Below are 18,120 nucleotides of genomic sequence, written 5' to 3' on the forward strand. Positions count from 1 at the left end.
AGTGCGTCCGCACCCGACCGGCGCAGGCGCGACGGTTACCGACGGGTCGGGTGTGACCCGTGCGACAGAGGTGTGCGACGACCTCGTGAGACGGGCCGCTCTCGCGTGCCGGTGCACCATGAAGCCTTTACCGTCGAGACCATGACGTCCGAGGCGCTGCCGATCCAGCGGCCGGTCGATCCCGCTTCCCCCGGCACCTCCGACGTGCCGAGCGGCCCGTCGCCCCGTCATTCGAGGGTCGCCGTCGTGGGGGCGGGGTTCACCGGACTCGCCGTGGGCCTGGCCCTGCTACGGCGGGGTGTGCACGACTTCGTCCTGCTGGAGCGGGCGGACGACGTCGGCGGGGTGTGGCGCGACAACACCTACCCCGGGGTCGGCGTCGACACGCCGTCGCCGCTGTACCAGCTGCGCGCCATGACCAACCCGGACTGGAGCGACCTCTACGCGCCCGGCCACGAGGTGCAGGACTACGCCCGGCGCCTGGCCCGCTCGACCGGCCTGCTCGACCACGTCCGCTTCGACGCCGACGTGCTCTCCGCCCGCTGGGACCCCGCGGACGCCCGCTGGCGGATCGCGACGCCGTCCGGGGAGTTCACCGCGAACGTGCTGGTCAGCGCGGCCGGTCTGGTCGCGGACCCGAAGCTGCCCGACGTCGAGGGCCTCGCCGACTTCCCGGGCCCGGTGTTCCACTCGGCCCGCTGGGACCACGGGACCGACCTCACCGGCTCGCGCGTCGCGGTCGTCGGGACGGGGGCGACGGCGATCCAGCTCGTCCCCGAGCTGCAGCCGCGCGTCACCGAGCTGCACGTCCTGCAGCGCACCCCGGCCTGGATCCTGCCCAAGCCCGAGCGGCCCGTCGGCGAGCGCACCCGTCGCGCGCTGGCGGCGAACCCGCTGCTGTGCCGGATGCAGTTCGACGTCATCTACGTCGGCGCCGAGCTGCTCGCCGCGACCCGTCGCTCGCGGCTGCTGCGCGAGACACTCACCCGGGTCGGCCGCAGGCATCTCGCCGCCCAGACGCCCGACCCGCAGCTGCGCGCGCGGCTGACCCCCGACTTCGACTACGCCTGCAAGCGGCCGCTGGTCTCGAACGACTACCTGCCCGCGATGAGCGCGCCGAACACGACGCTGCACACCGGTGGGCTCGCCCGGGTCGAGGGGCGGACCGTCGTCTCCGGCGACGGAAGCCGCGCAGAGGTCGACGCGATCGTGCTGACCACCGGGTTCGAGGTCGGCGCGACGGCCCCGATCGCGCGCCGCATCCACGACGCCCACGGCAGGTCCCTGCACGACCACTGGGGCGCCTACCCGCGCGCCTACCTGGGGATGAGCTACCCCGGCTTCCCGAACCTGTTCCTCATGCAGGGCCCGAACGCGACCAGCGGGGCCAGCTCGACGTTGCTGTTCTCCGAGGCCCAGGCCCGCTACGTCGCCGACGCCGTGTGCCGGATGGCGGCCGAGGGCATCCGTGCGCTCGACGTGAAGCCTGCCGTCGAGGAGCGCTGGACGCGACGGATCCGGCGCCGCTCGGCCCGCACCGTGTACGAGACCGGCGGCTGCGCGAGCTACTACCAGAACGACGAGGGCGTCAACGTCGTCATGTGGCCGGCCAACACCGCGGAGTACCAGCTGCGGACCCGCCGGTTCCGGCTGTCGCCGTTCGACGTCGAGCGGGGCCGGGCCGGTGCCGGGCGCCCGCTGCACCCGTTGCGCCCGGTCCGGCTCGCCGCGACGGCCTGACTCACCCGCGGGCCGCGGCCCCCCAGTCGGCGACCTCGCCGAGCAGGCGCTGCACGGCCTCGTCGTCGAGGAACGACGAGGTGATCGAGTTGGCGGCCAGCGTGCGGAGCTGGTCGTCGGTGAAGCCGAGGCCCTCGCGGACCGCGGCGTAGTTCGCGTCGGCGTAGCCGCCGAAGTAGGCGGGGTCGTCGGAGTGCACCGACACGTTCAGCCCCGCCGCCAGCATCTCCGGCAGCGGGTGCAGCCCGATGCCGGGCACGCAGGCGAGCCGGACGTTGGACAGCGGGCAGACCGTCAGCGGGGTGCGGTCACGGACCAGGCGGGCGACGAGGGCGTCGTCCTCGATCGCACGGATGCCGTGGTCGACGCGCAGCACGCCCAGCTCGTCGAGGGCCTCGGTCACGTAGCCCGCCGGGCCCTCCTCTCCCGCGTGCGCGACCGGCTTGAGACCCAGCCCGCGGGCCCGCTCGAACACCGAGGTGAACTTCGACGGCGGGTGCCCGACCTCGGCCGAGTCGAGCCCGACCCCGACGATCCGGTCCAGGTACGGCTCCGCCGCCCGCAGGGTCTCCTCCGCCTCGGCGGCCGACCGGTCGCGCAGGAAACAGAGGATCAGCCCGGCGGAGACGTCGTCGGCGTGGTGCTCGATCGCGTCGGTGAGCCCGCCGATCACGTCGCCGATCGCGACGCCGCGAGCGGTGTGCGCCTGAGGGTCGAAGAACATCTCGACGTGCCGGACCCCCTGCTCCGGGCAGGTCCGCAGGTACGCCGACGCGAGCGCGGCGAAGTCGTCGCGGGTCCGCAGGACGGCCATGTTGGCGTAGTACACGTCCAGGAAAGACTGCAGGTCGGTGAAGTCGTAGGCCGCCCGCAGCTCCTCCGCCGAGGCGTACGGCAGCGCGACGTCGTGCCGCCGGGCCAGCTCGAACACGGTCTCGGGTTCGAGCGTGCCCTCGATGTGCAGGTGCAGCTCGGCCTTCGGCAGCGGCGGGGTCCCGGTGGTCGTCACCGGGACATCATCCCGTGCCGTCCCGCGCGGTCAGGAGCTGGTGATCGTCGACGTCATGTAGGCCGAGACCTGGTGGCCACGGGAGCGGTCACGGGCCGCGGCGCTCGCGCGGGCGCGCTGCGCCGCGGTGCGCACCGGACCGGCCGCCCAGTGCCGCCCGCAGTCCCCGGCGGCGACGACGGCGCGCCCCGCGCCCGGGCGGGAGGGCAGGTCCGGCAGCCGGGACGGCTCCCGGTGCCCGGCACCGCCGAGCAGCTCCTCGGGCGTGGCGGACGGGGCGGCCGGGATCGCAGCGGCCGGGGTGGCGACGGCCGCCGCGCCGGTGGGCTCCCAGGTCGCGTCGGCGAACAGCTCGACGCCGCGCCGGGCCGCACGGACGCCCGCGGCGACGGCGCGCCGGGCCGGGCCCGGACGGGCCGGGCCGCTCTGCGGGGCGCTCACGACGAGGCCGGCGTCGAGGTCGTCGAGCACCGCGTCGGCGGCGTCGGCGGTCCACTCCGGCCGGTCGTCGCCGCGAACGGCGACGACGTGCACGTCGCCGGTCAGGGTCGGGGCGAGCGAGGTGACGAACGAGACCGCCCACGCGGCCGACCGCTCGTCCCCGCCGATCGCGACGATCCCGCCGGTGCCGCGACGCAGCATGCCGGGCAGCGCGGCGTGGGTGAGGCGCATCGTCGCCGTCATGCCGAGGTCGACGCTCGCCCGCCCGCCGTCCGGTGCGGCGCCGGCCGCGTCGGCGAGCGCGTCGTGCACGAGGACGTCGACGGCCGGGGCGTCCGGTCCGGCGAGGAAGGCCTCGAGCCGGAACAGGCCGTGCCGGGTGCCGAGATCCGCGAGGAGGACGTCGGCGCGGATCCCGTACCGGGCGGCGAGCTCCCGGGCGGTGGGGGCGACCCGCTCGGGGTCGCGGGTGACGAGCAGGAGGTCGTGTCCGCGCGCGGCCAGTCGGTCGGCCAGAGCCGCGCCGAGACCCGTACCGCCGCCGGTGATGAGAGCCATAGCCACACGATCAGGCTAGCGGTACCCGTTCGGCTTAACGCGTTCGGGTGGTCACATCGCGTTGCGGTGGATCAACGCTGCGTAGATATCCACAGATCAGGACTCGATCGCGGGACGACGGGCGTGCAGCCCCTCCTCCAGAGCGGTGGCCACCTCGGCCAGATCGGCGAGCAGGTCCTGCATCCGATCGGCGGAGATGCCGACGGGCGCGGCGGCCAGCACCCAGGCGTCCTCGGCCCAGAGGAGCTCGACGTCCTCGCCGACCGCGTCGCTGGCGTCGGCGACGCGCGGGGTCAGCAGCGGGCGGACGGCGTCGGCGTCGCTGACAAAGGCGTAGCGCTCACCGACCGGCTCGAGCAGGTCGAGGCCGGCGTCGTCGGGCAGCGGGGCCGACGGCAGCCGCAGCTCGACGGCGGCGGGCAGCGACTCGTGCACCTGCACCGCGCAGAGCACCGAGCTGATGCGGCCGGCCTGCTCGTGGTCGAACGCGTAGGCCTTGCGCGGGCCGTCCGGGGTGGGGACGTCGCCCGAGACCAGGTTGCGGGCCACACCGGGGCCGCCCTGGTGGATCGTCCCGTAGCGCCAGCGGCTGGGCAGGACGGGATCGGACTCGAGGTACTCCCACTCCCGCATGGACGCCCAGCGACGGCGGTCCCGCGTCGCGCCCCCGCGGAACCGGTCGAACAGCAGCAGACCGACACCGACGACGATCGCGACGAGGGCGATGACGAACCAGACCGACATGCCGGGCAGCGTAGTCCCGACGGGCCCCGTGGAGTGGTAGCGCCACGGCTCCGGACGTGCACGTTCGTCGCGGATCAGCCGGCCGGCGCCGTCGGGACGGGCCCGTCCCACTCCGCAACGGTCTCGCGGGCGGACGCCTGCTGTTTCTGGCTCTCGACGACGGCGTCGAGGGCGACGGCGCCCGCGGACTCCGCACGCGAGGCACGGACCGCGTTCGACGGCGAACGCGTCTGCAGGCTCTGCCCGATCCGGGTGGCGGTGCCCGCGGCGTCCTCCAGCATCCGGAGGATCTCCTCGAGCCGGGCGACCAGCGTGCGGGCGAACTGCACGATCTCGAGGACGACGGCGGGGACCGTCACCGCCCCGGCGCCGGCCGTGGCGACGGTGACCGCGGTGGCCAGGACGATCCTGGACAGGATGGAACCCAGGAAGTCCGCGATGGCGTCGCGGATCAGTGCCCGCTCGGTCCCGACGAGGACCCCCGAGTCCAGGACCAGCCCGGCCAGCTCCCGGGTGTCACCGGCCAGCTCCCGCAGGCTCGTCACCTGCCGGGTGGCGGCGGCGAGGTAGGCCCCGGCCGCGGCACCGGTCCAGACGGCCGGGACGTCGGTGATCGCCCGGTCCAGCTCCTCGGCCCGGCCCTCCAGGTGCCGGGACAACCGGGCCCAGCCGTCGGCCCGTTCCCCGATCTGCTTCCCGTCGCCGCACAGGACGTCGAGCACCTCACGCAGGACCTCGATGTGCTCCATCGCCCAGCCGGCGACCGCCGAGCCCAGGGTGGCCACCGGGTCCTGGACGACGCTGACGTGGTCCAGCGCCAGCGCGGCTCCGGCCGAGACGATGCCCAGGCCGTCCTGCCCGTCGACGGCCTTGCCCATGTCGTGGAAGGACGAGGCGATGCCCGCGCCCTCGAACCGGTCGTCGACGAGGTCCTCGGCGGTGGGCGGCGGCGCGTCGAACAGGTGCGGGGTCGGCGCGCTCACGATCCGCTCCGGCCGGGTGACGGACCGACGTCGACTGCGCAGACCTCGGCGGTCAGGTCGGCGTCGAAGGTCCGGTACGACGCGGCGGACTCGGCGAGGTCGCCCGCCACCCTCGCCAGCGCCTCGGCCCCTCGGGCCACCTGCCGTGCGCCGATCGTGGTCGGCGCCAGCAGCGCACCCGTCAGGACCGTGCCGAGCACGCCGTAGGCGTCCGGGGAGAGGTCCGTCCAGCGTGGCACCGCGGCCGCCGTCGCCTCGGCCAGCGCGGACACCCGGCGCGAGTGGTCGGACAGTCTCGTCGGGTCGACGGAGAAACCGCCGGTGTCCGTCACCGCCCGGCCCCCGTCAGCGGTGCCATGATCGCCTCCACCTGCGCCGCCGCGTCCGCCGCGGCCTCCCGGCTCAGCCGCAGCACCGTCTCGGCGAGCCGGGCCCGCGGCATCTCCTCCGCGCGCACGCCGAGCTGCAGGTCGGTGAGGCTCCCCGACGGGTCGACGGTGACCACGACCGCACCGTCGCGGGTGCGTGCGGTCGCGGTCACCGTCGCGACCCGGTCCCGGGCCTGCTCGGCCCGGACCCGGATCGATTCGATGCGGGTGCGGTACTCGTCCAGCCAGGTCCGCCCGGCGTGCGGCTGCTCGGCGGTGAAGTGCTCCATGGGCCCCGACGATGACGTGCACCGCCGGGGCCCACGGGCGAACCGGTGGATCAGTTCGCGATCGCGACCGCCGGGTCGGCCGCCCCGACCGCCTTGCCCACGACCAGGCCGCCGGTCCCGCCGTCGGCCGACGGGTCCAGGTCGACCCGGACCGTGTCGCCCTCGCGGACGCCGCCGGACAGCAGCTCGCGGGCGAGCTGGTCGCCGATCGCGGACTGCACCAGCCTGCGCAGCGGGCGCGCGCCGTAGACCGGGTCGAACCCGTTCATGGCGAGCCACTCGCGGGCCGCGTCGGAGACCTCCAGCGACAGCCGCCGCTTGGCCAGCCGGCGCCCCAGCACCCCGACCTGGATGTCGACGATGTGGGTCAGCTCCTCGGTCGACAGCGCGTGGAACACCACGACGTCGTCGAGCCGGTTGAGGAACTCCGGCTTGAAGTGCGACCGGACGACCGCCATGACGGCGTCCGTCCGCCCCTTCTCGTCCAGGGACGGGTCGGCGATGGCCTGGCTGCCCAGGTTGGACGTCAGCACCAGGATCGTGCTGCGGAAGTCCACCGTGCGGCCCTGGCCGTCGGTGAGACGGCCGTCGTCGAGCACCTGCAGGAGTGTGTCGAAGACGTCCGGGTGGGCCTTCTCGACCTCGTCGAGCAGCACGACGCTGTAGGGCCGCCGCCGCACCGCCTCGGTGAGCTGACCACCCTGGTCGTAGCCGACGTAGCCGGGAGGGGCACCGACGAGGCGGGCCACCGAGTGCTTCTCGGAGTACTCGCTCATGTCGATGCGGATCATCGCCCGCTCGTCGTCGAACAGGAACTCCGCGAGCGCCTTGGCCAGCTCGGTCTTGCCGACGCCGGTGGGCCCGAGGAACAGGAACGAGCCGGTCGGCCGGTTCTCGTCCGCGACGCCGGCACGCGCCCGGCGCACCGCGTCGGACACCACGCGCACGGCCTCGGACTGGCCGACGACCCGGTGGCCGAGCTCGTCCTCCATGCGCAGGAGCTTGGCGGTCTCACCCTCCAGCATCCGGCCGGCGGGCACGCCGGTCCACGAGCTGACGACGTCGGCGACGTCGTCCGGGCCGACCTCCTCCTTGAGCATCACGTCCTCGGCGCGCTCGACCGTCTCGGTGGCGGCGGCGAGCTCCTTCTCCAGCTGCGGGATGCGCCCGTAGCGCAGCTCCGCGGCCCGGCCCAGGTCGCCGTCGCGCTCGGCCCGCTCGGACTCGCCGCGCAGCTGCTCCAGCTGCTCCTTGAGCTCGCGGGTGACGTCGATGGCGCTCTTCTCGTTATGCCAGCGCGCGGTCAGCGCGGCCAGCTCCTCGCGCTTCTCGGCCAGCTCGGCGCGCAGGGCCACCAGCCGGTCCTTCGACGCCGCGTCGATCTCCTTGTCGAGCGCCATCTCCTCGATCTCCAGGCGGCGGACGGCCCGTTCCACGGTGTCGATCTCCACCGGACGCGAGTCGATCTCCATCCGGAGCCGGGAGGCGGCCTCGTCGACGAGGTCGATGGCCTTGTCCGGGAGGAACCGGGCGGTGATGTAGCGGTCCGACAGGGCGGCCGCGGCGACCAGGGCGGCGTCGGTGATGCGGACGCCGTGGTGCACCTCGTAGCGCTCCTTGAGCCCGCGCAGGATGCCGACGGTGTCCTCGACGGACGGCTCGCCGACCAGCACCTGCTGGAAGCGACGCTCCAGCGCCGGGTCCTTCTCGATGTGCTGGCGGTACTCGTCGAGCGTGGTCGCGCCGACCATCCGCAGCTCACCGCGGGCGAGCATCGGCTTGATCATGTTGCCGGCGTCCATCGCGCCCTCGCCGGACGCGCCCGCACCGACGATCGTGTGCAGCTCGTCGATGAAGGTGACGACCTCGCCCGCGGAGTCGGTGATCTCCTTCAGGACGGCCTTGAGACGCTCCTCGAACTCGCCGCGGTACTTCGCACCGGCCACCATCGACCCCAGGTCGAGGGAGACGACGCGCTTGCCGCGCAGCGACTCGGGGACGTCACCGGCCACGATGCGCTGGGCCAGGCCCTCGACGATCGCGGTCTTGCCGACGCCCGGCTCCCCGATCAGCACCGGGTTGTTCTTGGTGCGCCGCGACAGCACCTGGACGACGCGGCGGATCTCGGTGTCCCGGCCGATGACCGGGTCGAGCTCGCCCTCGCGCGCCCGGGCGGTCAGGTCCTGGCCGTACTTCTCCAGGGCCTGGTAGCTGCCCTCGGGGTCCGGGCTGGTCACCCGGGCCGAGCCGCGGACCTTGCCGAACGCCTCGCGCAGCGCGTCCGGCGTGGCGCCGTGACGCCCCAGCAGCTGGGCGACCGGGCCCCCGGAGCGCGCGAGGCCGACGAGCAGGTGCTCGGTGGAGACGTACTCGTCGCCCATCTCGGTGGCGAGCTGCTGCGCCGCGGTGATCGCGGCCAGTGCGTCCCGGGACAGCTGCGGCGCGCTCACCGACGACCCCGACGCCGACGGCAGCCGGTTGCCCAGCGCGGTCAGCTCGGATCGGACGGCGGCCGCGTCCGCCCCGACGGCGGCCAGCAGCGGCGCGGCGATGCCGTCGCCCTGGGCCAGCAGGGCACCCAGCAGGTGGGTGGGCCCGACATCGGGGTTCCCGGCCAGCGTCGCGGCCTGGACGGCGGCGGAGATGGCCTGCTGGGTACGGGTGGTGGGGTTGAAGGAGTCCATGCTCCGCGTTCCTCCCGGTCCTTCTGAGGTCGATGGTCTGTGGATGGGGAGCGGCACCCCGGGCCGCTGCTCCACAGTCTGCCCGGCCGGTGCGCCTCTCGACAGGGTCAACCGCAGAAAAGTTGAGTCCATTCCGCTCAACACCGGAAAGTTCCCGGGAACGACCTCGGCCCGCCCGGAGTGATCCGGACGGGCCGAGGGTGGAACGGGTACGACGATCAGCGCTCGCTGTTGTCGATCACCGTGACGCGGTTGTCGTTGTCGCTGAAGTTGTCGTTCGCGTTGTCCCGGACGTTGTCGTTCAGGAAGTCGCTGCAGTTGCCGGCCTGGCCGATGTTCGAGCCGGCGACCGGGGCCTGCGCCAGGGCGTTGAGCGAGCCCTCGGTGACGATCTTGCCCTTGGCGTCGGCGTCGCCGCCCTCGAAGGCGCAGGCCTTCGCCGGAGCGCCGTGGTGCTCGCCCTTGTCGTGGCCGTAGTCGCCCGCGAAGGCGAACGGCGCGGCCGCGGCCAGCGTGGCGGCGGTACCGGCGACGACGAGGCCGAGCTTCTTCTTCGACAGCATGTCTGACTTCTCCTGTGGTGTATCCGATACAGGACGACGCGAACGGCACCCGGAGCCCGTGGGTGTCGCCTGCCGTCCGACCGCCCGGGGGTTCGACCGAGCGTGCTCGATCGGTGACGGTCTGCTGCTGTCAACGACCAGGGTCGACCCGGGTCACGGCTCTCGGTTCACTCGATCGGAGTATCCTCTGGTGCGCAACCGTCGCCCCAGGTCAGCGGCCGTGCGGGCGGCGCCGGAGCGTCCGTGAGGCCCCCGCGCCGAGGTGCGTCGTGCTCGGGAACCGGCGACGGGAGGGCCGTGGCACCCGCGGCTCGGTCCCCTTGGCACCGAAGAAGTCGCCGCCCTTGCGGGCCGGGTCGTCGGTCCCCCAGGCGCGCCGCTGCGTCACCCGCTCCATCCGCGGGATGTGCTTGCGGCAGTGGATGTAGGCCTCCTCCACGTCCACCACCACCCAGCGCTCGGCGCGGCGGCCCGCGGCGTGGTCGCGCGCGTGTCCGGGGTAGACGGTGCGGAAGGCGTCGTCGTCCATGATCCGGGCGCGGCCGTTGACGTGCAGCCCGATCAGCGACTCGGTGAAGTCGACCATCAGCATCCCGACGTGCGGGTTCTCCACCAGGTTGCCGAGGCTGGCGTACACGCCGTTGCCCCGGTACTCGGGGTAGGCCAGCGTGTGCGGGTCCAGCACGTGCAGGAATCCGGGCGGGCCGGCCCGCAGCGAGCTGTCGCACTCGCCGTGCGCGTCGGACGTCGCGACGAAGGCCATCTCCATCCGCCCGACGAACTCGATCATCCGCGGCAGCAGCCGGTCGCGGAGCTGGTCGTCGTAGAACCGGCCGGCGCGGGCGGAGCTGCCCACCTCGGCCTGCAACGCGTGCTCACCCGCGGAGCCGGGCCGGTGCGGTCCGTCGGTGACCTCCGGGGCGTCGGGCACGCCGCGCTCCGGGGTCGCGGGGACGACCACCGGCGGCGTGGCCGGACGGTCCCGTCCGGGCAGGACGACGGCGGGGATTCGCAACGGCACAGGACAACCGTGCCATCCGGCGCGGCCAGGACCAAACGATCACGGCTCCGACCGGCCCGGGACACGCCACGTCGGCATTCCCCGCGATGGGCGCTATCCTGACCACGGCGCCACCCACGCCATGACGAGTGACCGCCGTCCCCGAACGGATGATGAGTGACAATGCGTACCCGCTCACCACACACTGGTGAGTCGGTCGGCGTACGCCGTTCCGGCGGATGGAGTCTCTCGCGTACCCTAACCGGCGGAACGCGGGCGGCAACGCCCGGTGTCACCGCGGCACGGAGCACGACCGAGGAGAGTGTCCGCCAGGCATGACTGCTGACCAGCTGATCGCCGGCGACGTCGCCCCGCCGCGACGCCCCGCCTCGGAGGCGGAGCGCACCGTCGAGCTCATCCGGACCAGCTTCGCCCTCGTCGAGCCGCAGGCCGAGGACATCGGCAAGCACTTCTACGCCACGCTGTTCAGCCATGCGCCCGAGACGCGTGACCTGTTCCCCGTGAACATGGAGGTGCAGCGCAGCCGGCTGCTGCGCGCCATCGTGCACGTGGTGCAGATGGTCGACCAGCCCGACGACCTCGTCCCGTTCCTGCAGCAGCTCGGTCGCGACCACCGCAAGTTCGGCGTGCTGTCCCAGCACTACGACGCGGTCGGCGCCGCCCTGCTCTCGGCGATCGCCACGTTCGCGGGCGAGAACTGGACCCCGGAGATCGAGAAGGCCTGGACCGGCGCGTACGGGATCGTCGCGGACGCGATGCAGCAGGCCGCCGCGGCCGAGCGCGGGCCCGCGTCCTGGCTGGGCCGGGTCGTGGAGCACCGCCGGATCGGCTGGGACCTGGCCGTGGTCACCGTCGCGACCGACCAGCCGGTGCCCTACCAGGCCGGCCAGTACGTCTCGGTGGAGACACCGCACCGACCGCGGCTGTGGCGCTACCTGTCCCCGGCCAACGCGCCGCGGCGCGACGGGACGATCCAGTTCCACGTCCGCGCGGTCGAGGGCGGCTGGGTCAGCCGCGCGATCGTCGCGCACAGCCGGGTCGGCGAGACCTGGCGGATCGGCCCGCCGATGGGCCGGATGGCCGTCCCGCAGAACACCCGTCGCGAGCTGCTGATGGTGGCCGGCGGCACCGGCGTCGCCCCGATGAAGGCGCTGCTCGACGAGGTCGGCCGGCGCCCCCAGCCGCCGCGCACCCAGGTGTTCGTCGGCGGCCGCACATGGGACGACCTGTACGACTTCACCTCGCTGCGCAAGCTGTCCTACAACTACCCGTGGCTCGACGTCATCCCGGTCGTCGAGTACGAGGACGAGCCGTCCGGGGCCGAGACCGGCACCCTGGCCGACGTCGTGACCCGGTTCGGCGCCTGGAGCGACCACGACGTCCTGGTCTGCGGGTCGCCGTCGATGATCCGCTCCACGGTGTCGCGGATGCTGGTCGCGGGCACGCCGCTCGACCGCATCACCTACGACCCGTTCACGATGGACTGAGCAGGCCCGTACGCCACGACGGCCGCCCTCCCGCGCCGGGAGGGCGGCCGTCGTCGTCGCGGGGCCCGGTCAGAAGGCCTCGGTGGTACGCACCGACAGCACGTGCAGCTCCCGGCTGCCGGTGAACGCGTCGCGCCCGTGCAGGAAGCGGTAGTTGTCGAGGACCAGCAGGTCCCCGCTCTCCAGCCGGAACCGTGGTGCGGCCTCGAACGCGGTGGCGAGCACGTCGGCGTAGGACTCGATGTGCGCGAGGTGGGTGTCCCAGTACGGCTCGCGCGGCACCGGCAGCGCGTAGTCGCTCGCTCGGACCGCACGCCGGCCACCACGGGTGTGCTCGATCATCCGGCGCAGCAGCGGGGTCGACGGCACACCGCGCGGCGGGTTCGTCCGACTGCCGAAGAAGTCCACGTCGCAGCCGGTCAGGAACCCGTGCAGCGACGGGTGCTCCGCGGCGATCCGCTCGGCGAGCGCATAGCCGTCGACGAGCACCGAGTCGCCCCCGGACGGCGCCGGGGAGGTGCAGTGCATGAACAGGAAGTCCTCGTCGGGGTCGCGCAGCCGTACGGTGCGGCCGTGCACGTCGGCCTCGAGGAACGCGCCGTCGTTGTGCAGGCCGAGGACCGGCGAGTCGGTCCCGCCCTGTGGCCGGATGCCGAACAGCTCGCGCAGCCGCCCACCGAGCAGGGTGGCTGCGGCGACGACCATCGCCTCCGGGTCCGGGCCCGCGCCGGGGATCCGGACGACGCCGTCGCGGGCCAGCACCTCCCGGGCCTCGCCGAGCGCCGCCGCGCGGGGCACGACCCCGGTCTCGTCCACCAGGCTCTTGAGCTCCGGTCGCGCCTCGCCCCTGCGCCGTCCGTCGGTTCCGGTCATCGCCACGACGTACCTCCTGCCGTTCATCCGTACTCGCAGCAGTCTGGCAGGAACGAAGCGATGTCAGAACTGTCCGGTCGGACCGGTCGTCCACCGGCGTTCCAGCCCGCGGCCCAGCGAGGTGACGAGCAGCGCCGTCCCGACGACGGCCAGCGCGGGCAGCAGGACGAGCTGCGGGGCGTTGAACAGGAACTGCCGCCCGTCGGCGAGCATCGCCCCCCACTCCGGGGTGGGCGGCTGCGGACCGAGCCCGAGGAACGACAGCCCGGCCACGGTCAGCAGGACGTTCGCGAACCGCAGGCACAGGTGCGACAGCAGCGGCCGGGCGAGGTTCGGCAGGACGTGCCGGAACGCGATCCGCAGCGGCCCGGCGCCGACGGCGACGGCACCCTCGACGTACTCGCGGGCGCGTTCGCGGACCACGAGCTGGTAGGTGAGCCGGGCGAACGGCGTCCACCCGGCGACGACGATCGCCACCAGCAGCGACCACACGCCCGGCGCCCCACCGGACGCGGCGACCACCACGAGTCCGATCAGCACCGCCGGGATCGCGACGAGCACGTCGATGGTGCGCTGGAACAGCTGCCCGACCGCCCGTCCGCACCAGGCCGCGAGCACGCCCAGCACCGTCCCGATCCCCGCGCACAGCGCGAGTGCGACCAGGGTGAACCCGACCGAGAGCCGGGCGCCGACGGCGAGCCGGGCGAGCACGTCGCGGCCGAGCTGGTCGGTGCCGAGCGGGTGTGCGGCCGACGGCCCGGCGAAGCGGTGGGACAGGTCGTTGGCGACCGGGTCGAGCGGCAGCAGGGCGACCACGACGAGCACCCCGAGCAGGACCAACGCCCCCGCCTGCCACCACGTCGAGTGCCGCGCGACGCGCGCGCGTGCGCCCGCCGGGCGGGCCAGTGCCGGGGCGGTCACCGGACGGCGCTCCGGGCGACCGGGTCCAGCGCGAGCGCGAGCAGCTCGGCGAGGATCCCGGCGACGGCGGCGACCAGCACGATCGCGAGCAGCCCGGCCTGCACGACCGGCAGGTCCTGGCCCAGCACGGCGTCGTAGAGCAGGCGGCCCAGGCCGGGGATCGCGAACAGCACCTCGACCACGACCGAGCCGCCGAGCAGACCGCCGAGGAACAGCCCGGACAGCGAGGTCACCGAGGTCAGGGCCAGGCGGCCGCCGTGGCGCCACAGCACCCGTCCGTCGCTGATGCCCTTGGACCGCGCGACGGCGACGTGCGGGCGGGCCAGCGCGTCGAGGGTCTCGGCGCGCACGAGCTGGGCGGCGAGCGCGGCGGGGAACGCGGCGAGCGTGACCACCGGCAGCACGGCCTGGTCGACCCCGCCCCAGCCGGTCGCGGGCAGCACCGGCACGGTGACGGCGAAGGCGAGCACCAGCGCCGTCCCGAGCACGAACTCGGGGATCGCGACGCCCAGCACCGAGCCGGTGGTCAGGACCCGGTCGAGCCGGCCGCCGGGACGGCGCGCGGCGCGCACCCCGAGCGGGATGCCCACCAGGGCCGCGAGCATCAGCGCGGCGACGGCGAGGGTCAGCGACACCCCGAGAGCGGGCCAGAGCAGGCCCGAGACGGGAGTACGGCTGGTCCAGGAGATCCCGAGGTCGCCGCGCAGCAGCGCGCCGGCCCAGCCGGTGAACTGGTCCCACCAGGAGCCGTCGAGGCCGTACTCCTCCCGCAGCGCGGCCAGCACCGCCGGGTCCGGGTCGGACTCCCCGGTCCGGCTGCGCAGGATCGCGAGCGCGGTGTCCTGGCCGGAGAACCGCGGGAGCAGGAACACCAGCACCGCCGCGGCCACGGCGACCAGCGGTAGCGCCAGCAGCCTGCGCGCGACGAGTGCGGTCACTCCGTCGTCGCCAGCCCGGGGACGACAAGCGACCTGGCCAGCGGGTCGACGGTGTAGCCGGTGACCCGGTGCCCGACACCGTTCGCGTTGGTGTGCACCAGCGGGACCCCGACGACGTCGGCGGTCAGCTTCGCCGCGGCCTCGGTGAAGACCTTCTGACGTGCGGCCGGGTCGGTCTCGGTGGCCAGCGGGGCGAGCAGGGCGTCGAACTCCGGCGAGCAGTAGTGATTGAGGTTGTAGGAGCCCTGGCAGGTGTAGTCGGTGGTCAGCGTGGCGCCGGCGTCCGGCACGTCGAGCAGGTAGCTGCGCGAGAGCAGGTACATGTCGAAGTCACCGGCGAGCAGCTGCGGCTCGCGGGCGTCGTAGTCGCCGATGCGGACGGTGGCCTCGATGCCGGCCCCGCGGAGCATCTCCTGGACGGCGGTGGCCAGCGTCGGGAGCTCGGGGCGGGCGCCGTAGGCACCCAGCTCGATCCGCAGCGGGTTGTCCGGGCCGTAGCCGGCCTCGGTCAGCAGCTGCCGGGCGCGCGCGGGGTCGGCGGGCGGCGGGGCGTCCTGCGAGCCCCACGCCACCGCCGGGCCGAACAGTTCCGAGGCCGGGACCGCCGACCCGGCGAGGGCCTGCTCACCGAGCGCGGTGCGGTCCACCGCGGCGGCGACGGCCTGACGCACCCGGATGTCGGCGAAGGGCGTGCGGGACTGGTTGAGGATCAGCGACGCCGTCCGGGGCGCGGCGACGGTCTGGTTCACGTACTCGTCACCGCTGAACTCCAGGGCGCTGGACTCGGGGAGCTCCTGGGCGATGTCGGCGTCGCCGGCCCGCAGCGCCAGGGCGCGGGCGGCCGGGTCGGGCACGAAGTTCGCGGTGACACCGGCCAGCTGCGGGCGCTCGCCCCAGTAGCGGTCGTTGCGGACGAGGGTCACCGACTGGGTGCCGTTCGCCTGGGTGATCGTCATCGGGCCGGTGCCGGTCTGCTGGACCGACGGCGGGGTGGCCCGGTACGCCGACGGCGCCAGGATCGCGGTGTTCGCGCTGGACAGCCGCAGCGGCAGGATCGGGTCGGGCTTCGTCGTCGTGACGCGCACGGCGTCCGCGCCGTCCGCGGCGGCCTGCATGCCGATCCCGCGCACCGCACGCGGCGGCGCGGCGACGCCGGCCACCCAGTTCAGGGCGGTCGCGGCGGCCTGCCCGGTGAGCGGCTCGCCGTTCTGGAAGGTCACGCCGGGGCGCAGCTCGAACCGCCAGGTCCGCGGGTCGGACTGCTGGGCCCACGCCGTCGCCAGTGCGGGTCGCGGCCGGCCGTCCGGCCCGGACGCCACCAGGGACTCGGTCACACCCAGCTGGGAGACGACGAACGCGTCGTCGGTGTCCACCCCGTAGCCGGCCGACGGGCCGAAGGCCATCGCGATCGTGGCCTGCCCGTCCGGGACCACCCGGCCGGTCCCGCCGCCGGTGCCACCGCATGCGGTGAGGACCGCGGCGCTCACCGCCACGGCGACGGCGACCCGCAACCGGGAACGACGGGGTGCTACGACGGCGCGCGCGGCGGGCATGGCGACCTGTCCTCTCCGGCGCCCCTCGACCGTGTGTCACCCGGCGCCCGGAAGATCTTCGGTAAGCCTGTACACACGGTCAAGTGTGTGCATGCATGCGCATATGTCGTTACTGCCATCGAGTCGCGACTGCAGAGGGCGACCTGGTACCACTTCGTGGTGCTCCGCAGTCTGCTCCGCCGCCCCGCCGATCCCGAGTCGGACCCGCGTCCCGCGGCTCCGCTCCGCGTCGGTCGATGGGCGCACTTCAGCGGGCTCCCGCCGGTCATGAAACTGCTGATCAGCACCCAGCTGGCCTTCAACGTGGGCTTCTACATGGTGCTGCCCTACCTGGCCACACACCTGGCCGAGGACCTCGGGCTCGCCGCGGCGCCCGTCGGGCTCGTGCTGGGACTGCGGACGTTCAGCCAGCAGGGGCTGTTCGTGATCGGCGGGACCCTGACCGATCGGTTCGGTGCGAAGCCGGTCGTGCTCGCCGGGTGCGCGCTGCGCGTGACCGGATTCATCCTCCTCGGGGCCGCCGGCACGCTGCCCGCGGTCATCGGCGGGGCGCTCCTGACCGGGTTCGCGGCCGCCCTGTTCTCGCCGGCCGTCGAGTCGTCGCTGGCGCGCGAGGCCGGGGAGCGGGAACGCGCCGGGGAGGGCCCGCCACGGACCGAGGTGTTCGCGATGTTCGCCGTCGCCGGTCAGGTCGGGACGGTCACCGGGCCGCTGGTCGGCACCGCGCTCATGCTGGTCGACTTCCAGCTGGCCTGCCTGGTCGCCGCCGTCGGCTTCGTGGTGGTGGGGCTGGCGCACTGGCGGTGGCTGCCGTGGCGGGAGGCCGAGCAGGCCGGACGGCCGATGCTCGCGGGCTGGGGCGAGGTGCTGGGCAACCGTCGCTTCATGCTGTTCGCGGCCGGCTACTCGGGCTGGCTGCTGTCCTACAACCAGCTGTACCTGGCGCTGCCCGACGAGCTGGAGCGCGTCGGCCGCACCGCGGCACTGGGCTTCCTGTTCGTGCTGATGTCGGTGCTGGTCATCTGCCTGCAGATGCGGGTGACGACGTGGGGCCACCGGATCGGGGCCGGCCGCTCGGTGGTGCTCGGGTTCTGCCTGATGGCCGCGTCGTTCACCGTCGTCGCGGTGGCACGGCTGCTGCCGGGCCTGCCGGGGTGGTGGGCGCTCGCACCCGCGGTGCTGATGGTGCTGCTGCTGACCTTCGGCGAGATGTTCGCCGTGCCGGTCGCGCAGGACCTGGTGCCCCGGCTGGCCGGGGAGCGCAGGCTGGGCGCCCACTTCGGGGTGCTGGCCTCGTTCGGCGGGCTGATGGTGCTCGTCGGCTCGACGGGCGTCGGCGCGCTGCTGGACCCCTCGTTCCCGCCGGCGCTGCCGTTCGCGGTGCTGGCCGCGGTCCCGCTACTGGGCGCCGTGGTGCTCGGGCTGCTGGCCCGCCGCGGGGTCCTGACGGCGGCCTGAGCGGTCCGGGCCCGCACCGCCCGGGGGACTCAGCCGTCGTCTGCGGGGCGCCAGCGCACGACGGCCTGGCGCCGGTCCACCGGCACGAGGTCGCGCCGGTAGGAGCGGTGCACCGCCGCCGTGGCCTGCGCGGCGGCGGCACGGACCGCGTCGAGCTCGGCGGTGGCCTCCTCGAGCCGTGCCGAGAGCTCGTCGACCATCTGTTCCAGCTCGATGATCCGCTTGACGCCCGCGAGGTTCACGCCCTCCTCCTGGGAGAGCCGCTGCACCTCGCGCAGCAGCGCGATGTCGCGCTGGGAGTAGCGACGCCCGCCGCCCGCGGACCGGCCCGGGCTGACCAGGCCGATCCGGTCGTAGCTGCGCAGGGTCTGGGCGTGCAGGCCGGACAGCTGCGCGGCGACCGAGATGACGAACACCGGGCTGTCGTGTGCGACGTCGACGGTCAGCGCTTCCTCCCCGTCCCGGGGGGTGCGTCGTCCGGCCACCGCC

The 18,120-nt window shown here is 74.1% G+C and carries 17 protein-coding genes; 3 read left to right on the forward strand and 14 right to left on the reverse strand.

What is annotated here, in order from left to right:
- Positions 1-141: 141 nt before the first annotated feature.
- A complete protein-coding gene (locus ZF1_RS26530; RefSeq protein ID WP_482638593.1) occupies positions 142-1,740 on the forward strand; it encodes a flavin-containing monooxygenase in 1,599 nt (532 codons plus the stop codon).
- 1 nt (position 1,741) lies between these two features.
- On the opposite strand, the gene ZF1_RS26535 is transcribed toward ZF1_RS26530, so the two are convergent.
- The 9 genes from ZF1_RS26535 to ZF1_RS26575 form a co-directional block, all read right to left on the reverse strand.
- The gene (locus tag ZF1_RS26535; RefSeq protein ID WP_482638594.1) at positions 1,742-2,749 is read right to left on the reverse strand and encodes an adenosine deaminase; all 1,008 of its coding nucleotides are present in this window, start codon (positions 2,747-2,749) and stop codon (positions 1,742-1,744) included.
- Positions 2,750-2,779: 30 nt separating this feature from the next.
- Complete coding sequence (locus ZF1_RS26540) at positions 2,780-3,748, reverse strand: SDR family NAD(P)-dependent oxidoreductase (RefSeq protein WP_476653105.1); 969 nt, start codon at positions 3,746-3,748, stop codon at positions 2,780-2,782.
- A 96-nt stretch (positions 3,749-3,844) separates the two neighbouring features.
- Positions 3,845-4,492, reverse strand: coding sequence for a type III secretion system chaperone family protein (locus ZF1_RS26545; RefSeq protein ID WP_062403935.1), 648 nt, complete (start codon positions 4,490-4,492; stop codon positions 3,845-3,847).
- A gap of 74 nt (positions 4,493-4,566) precedes the next feature.
- Entirely contained in the window at positions 4,567-5,475 is a 909-nt protein-coding gene (locus ZF1_RS26550) for a PPE domain-containing protein (RefSeq protein ID WP_482638595.1), read from the reverse strand.
- Positions 5,472-5,807, reverse strand: a complete 336-nt coding sequence (locus ZF1_RS26555) for a hypothetical protein (protein WP_405420939.1) — start codon at positions 5,805-5,807, stop codon at positions 5,472-5,474. Before ZF1_RS26555 ends, ZF1_RS26550 begins: the two co-directional genes overlap by 4 nt.
- Positions 5,804-6,133: a YbaB/EbfC family nucleoid-associated protein gene (locus tag ZF1_RS26560; RefSeq protein WP_062398799.1), complete on the reverse strand. Its 330-nt coding sequence runs from the start codon at positions 6,131-6,133 to the stop codon at positions 5,804-5,806. The genes ZF1_RS26555 and ZF1_RS26560 overlap by 4 nt, the downstream gene beginning before the upstream one ends.
- Before the next feature lie 50 nt (positions 6,134-6,183).
- Positions 6,184-8,817 (reverse strand): ATP-dependent chaperone ClpB, encoded by a 2,634-nt coding sequence (clpB, locus tag ZF1_RS26565; protein WP_482638596.1) that lies wholly within the window; start codon positions 8,815-8,817, stop codon positions 6,184-6,186.
- Positions 8,818-9,035: 218 nt separating this feature from the next.
- The gene (locus tag ZF1_RS26570) at positions 9,036-9,380 is read right to left on the reverse strand and encodes a hypothetical protein (RefSeq protein WP_062398803.1); all 345 of its coding nucleotides are present in this window, start codon (positions 9,378-9,380) and stop codon (positions 9,036-9,038) included.
- A 211-nt stretch (positions 9,381-9,591) separates the two neighbouring features.
- Positions 9,592-10,401 (reverse strand): pyridoxamine 5'-phosphate oxidase family protein, encoded by an 810-nt coding sequence (locus ZF1_RS26575; RefSeq protein ID WP_482638597.1) that lies wholly within the window; start codon positions 10,399-10,401, stop codon positions 9,592-9,594.
- 314 nt (positions 10,402-10,715) lie between these two features.
- On the opposite strand from ZF1_RS26575, the gene ZF1_RS26580 reads away from it, so the two are divergent.
- Complete coding sequence (locus ZF1_RS26580; protein WP_482638598.1) at positions 10,716-11,888, forward strand: globin domain-containing protein; 1,173 nt, start codon at positions 10,716-10,718, stop codon at positions 11,886-11,888.
- A gap of 69 nt (positions 11,889-11,957) precedes the next feature.
- Here ZF1_RS26580 and ZF1_RS26585 read toward each other — a convergent pair whose 3' ends face one another.
- From ZF1_RS26585 to ZF1_RS26600, 4 genes are all read right to left on the reverse strand, one after another.
- Positions 11,958-12,761, reverse strand: a complete 804-nt coding sequence (locus ZF1_RS26585) for a TauD/TfdA family dioxygenase (protein WP_208822281.1) — start codon at positions 12,759-12,761, stop codon at positions 11,958-11,960.
- Between the two features lie 63 nt (positions 12,762-12,824).
- On the reverse strand, positions 12,825-13,682 hold the full coding sequence (locus tag ZF1_RS26590) for an ABC transporter permease (protein ID WP_482638599.1): 858 nt from the start codon (positions 13,680-13,682) through the stop codon (positions 12,825-12,827).
- Entirely contained in the window at positions 13,679-14,620 is a 942-nt protein-coding gene (locus ZF1_RS26595; protein WP_482638600.1) for an ABC transporter permease, read from the reverse strand. Before ZF1_RS26595 ends, ZF1_RS26590 begins: the two co-directional genes overlap by 4 nt.
- On the reverse strand, positions 14,617-16,173 hold the full coding sequence (locus ZF1_RS26600; RefSeq protein WP_482638601.1) for an ABC transporter substrate-binding protein: 1,557 nt from the start codon (positions 16,171-16,173) through the stop codon (positions 14,617-14,619). Before ZF1_RS26600 ends, ZF1_RS26595 begins: the two co-directional genes overlap by 4 nt.
- Before the next feature lie 267 nt (positions 16,174-16,440).
- Here ZF1_RS26600 and ZF1_RS26605 point away from each other — a divergent pair, with 267 nt between their 5' ends.
- On the forward strand, positions 16,441-17,631 hold the full coding sequence (locus tag ZF1_RS26605; protein WP_482638602.1) for an MFS transporter: 1,191 nt from the start codon (positions 16,441-16,443) through the stop codon (positions 17,629-17,631).
- Between the two features lie 29 nt (positions 17,632-17,660).
- On the opposite strand, the gene ZF1_RS26610 is transcribed toward ZF1_RS26605, so the two are convergent.
- A complete protein-coding gene (locus ZF1_RS26610) occupies positions 17,661-18,116 on the reverse strand; it encodes a heat shock protein transcriptional repressor HspR (protein WP_304580136.1) in 456 nt (151 codons plus the stop codon).
- Positions 18,117-18,120: the final 4 nt, after the last annotated feature.

It is taken from the genome of Pseudonocardia sp. ZF1 (assembly GCF_056835605.1).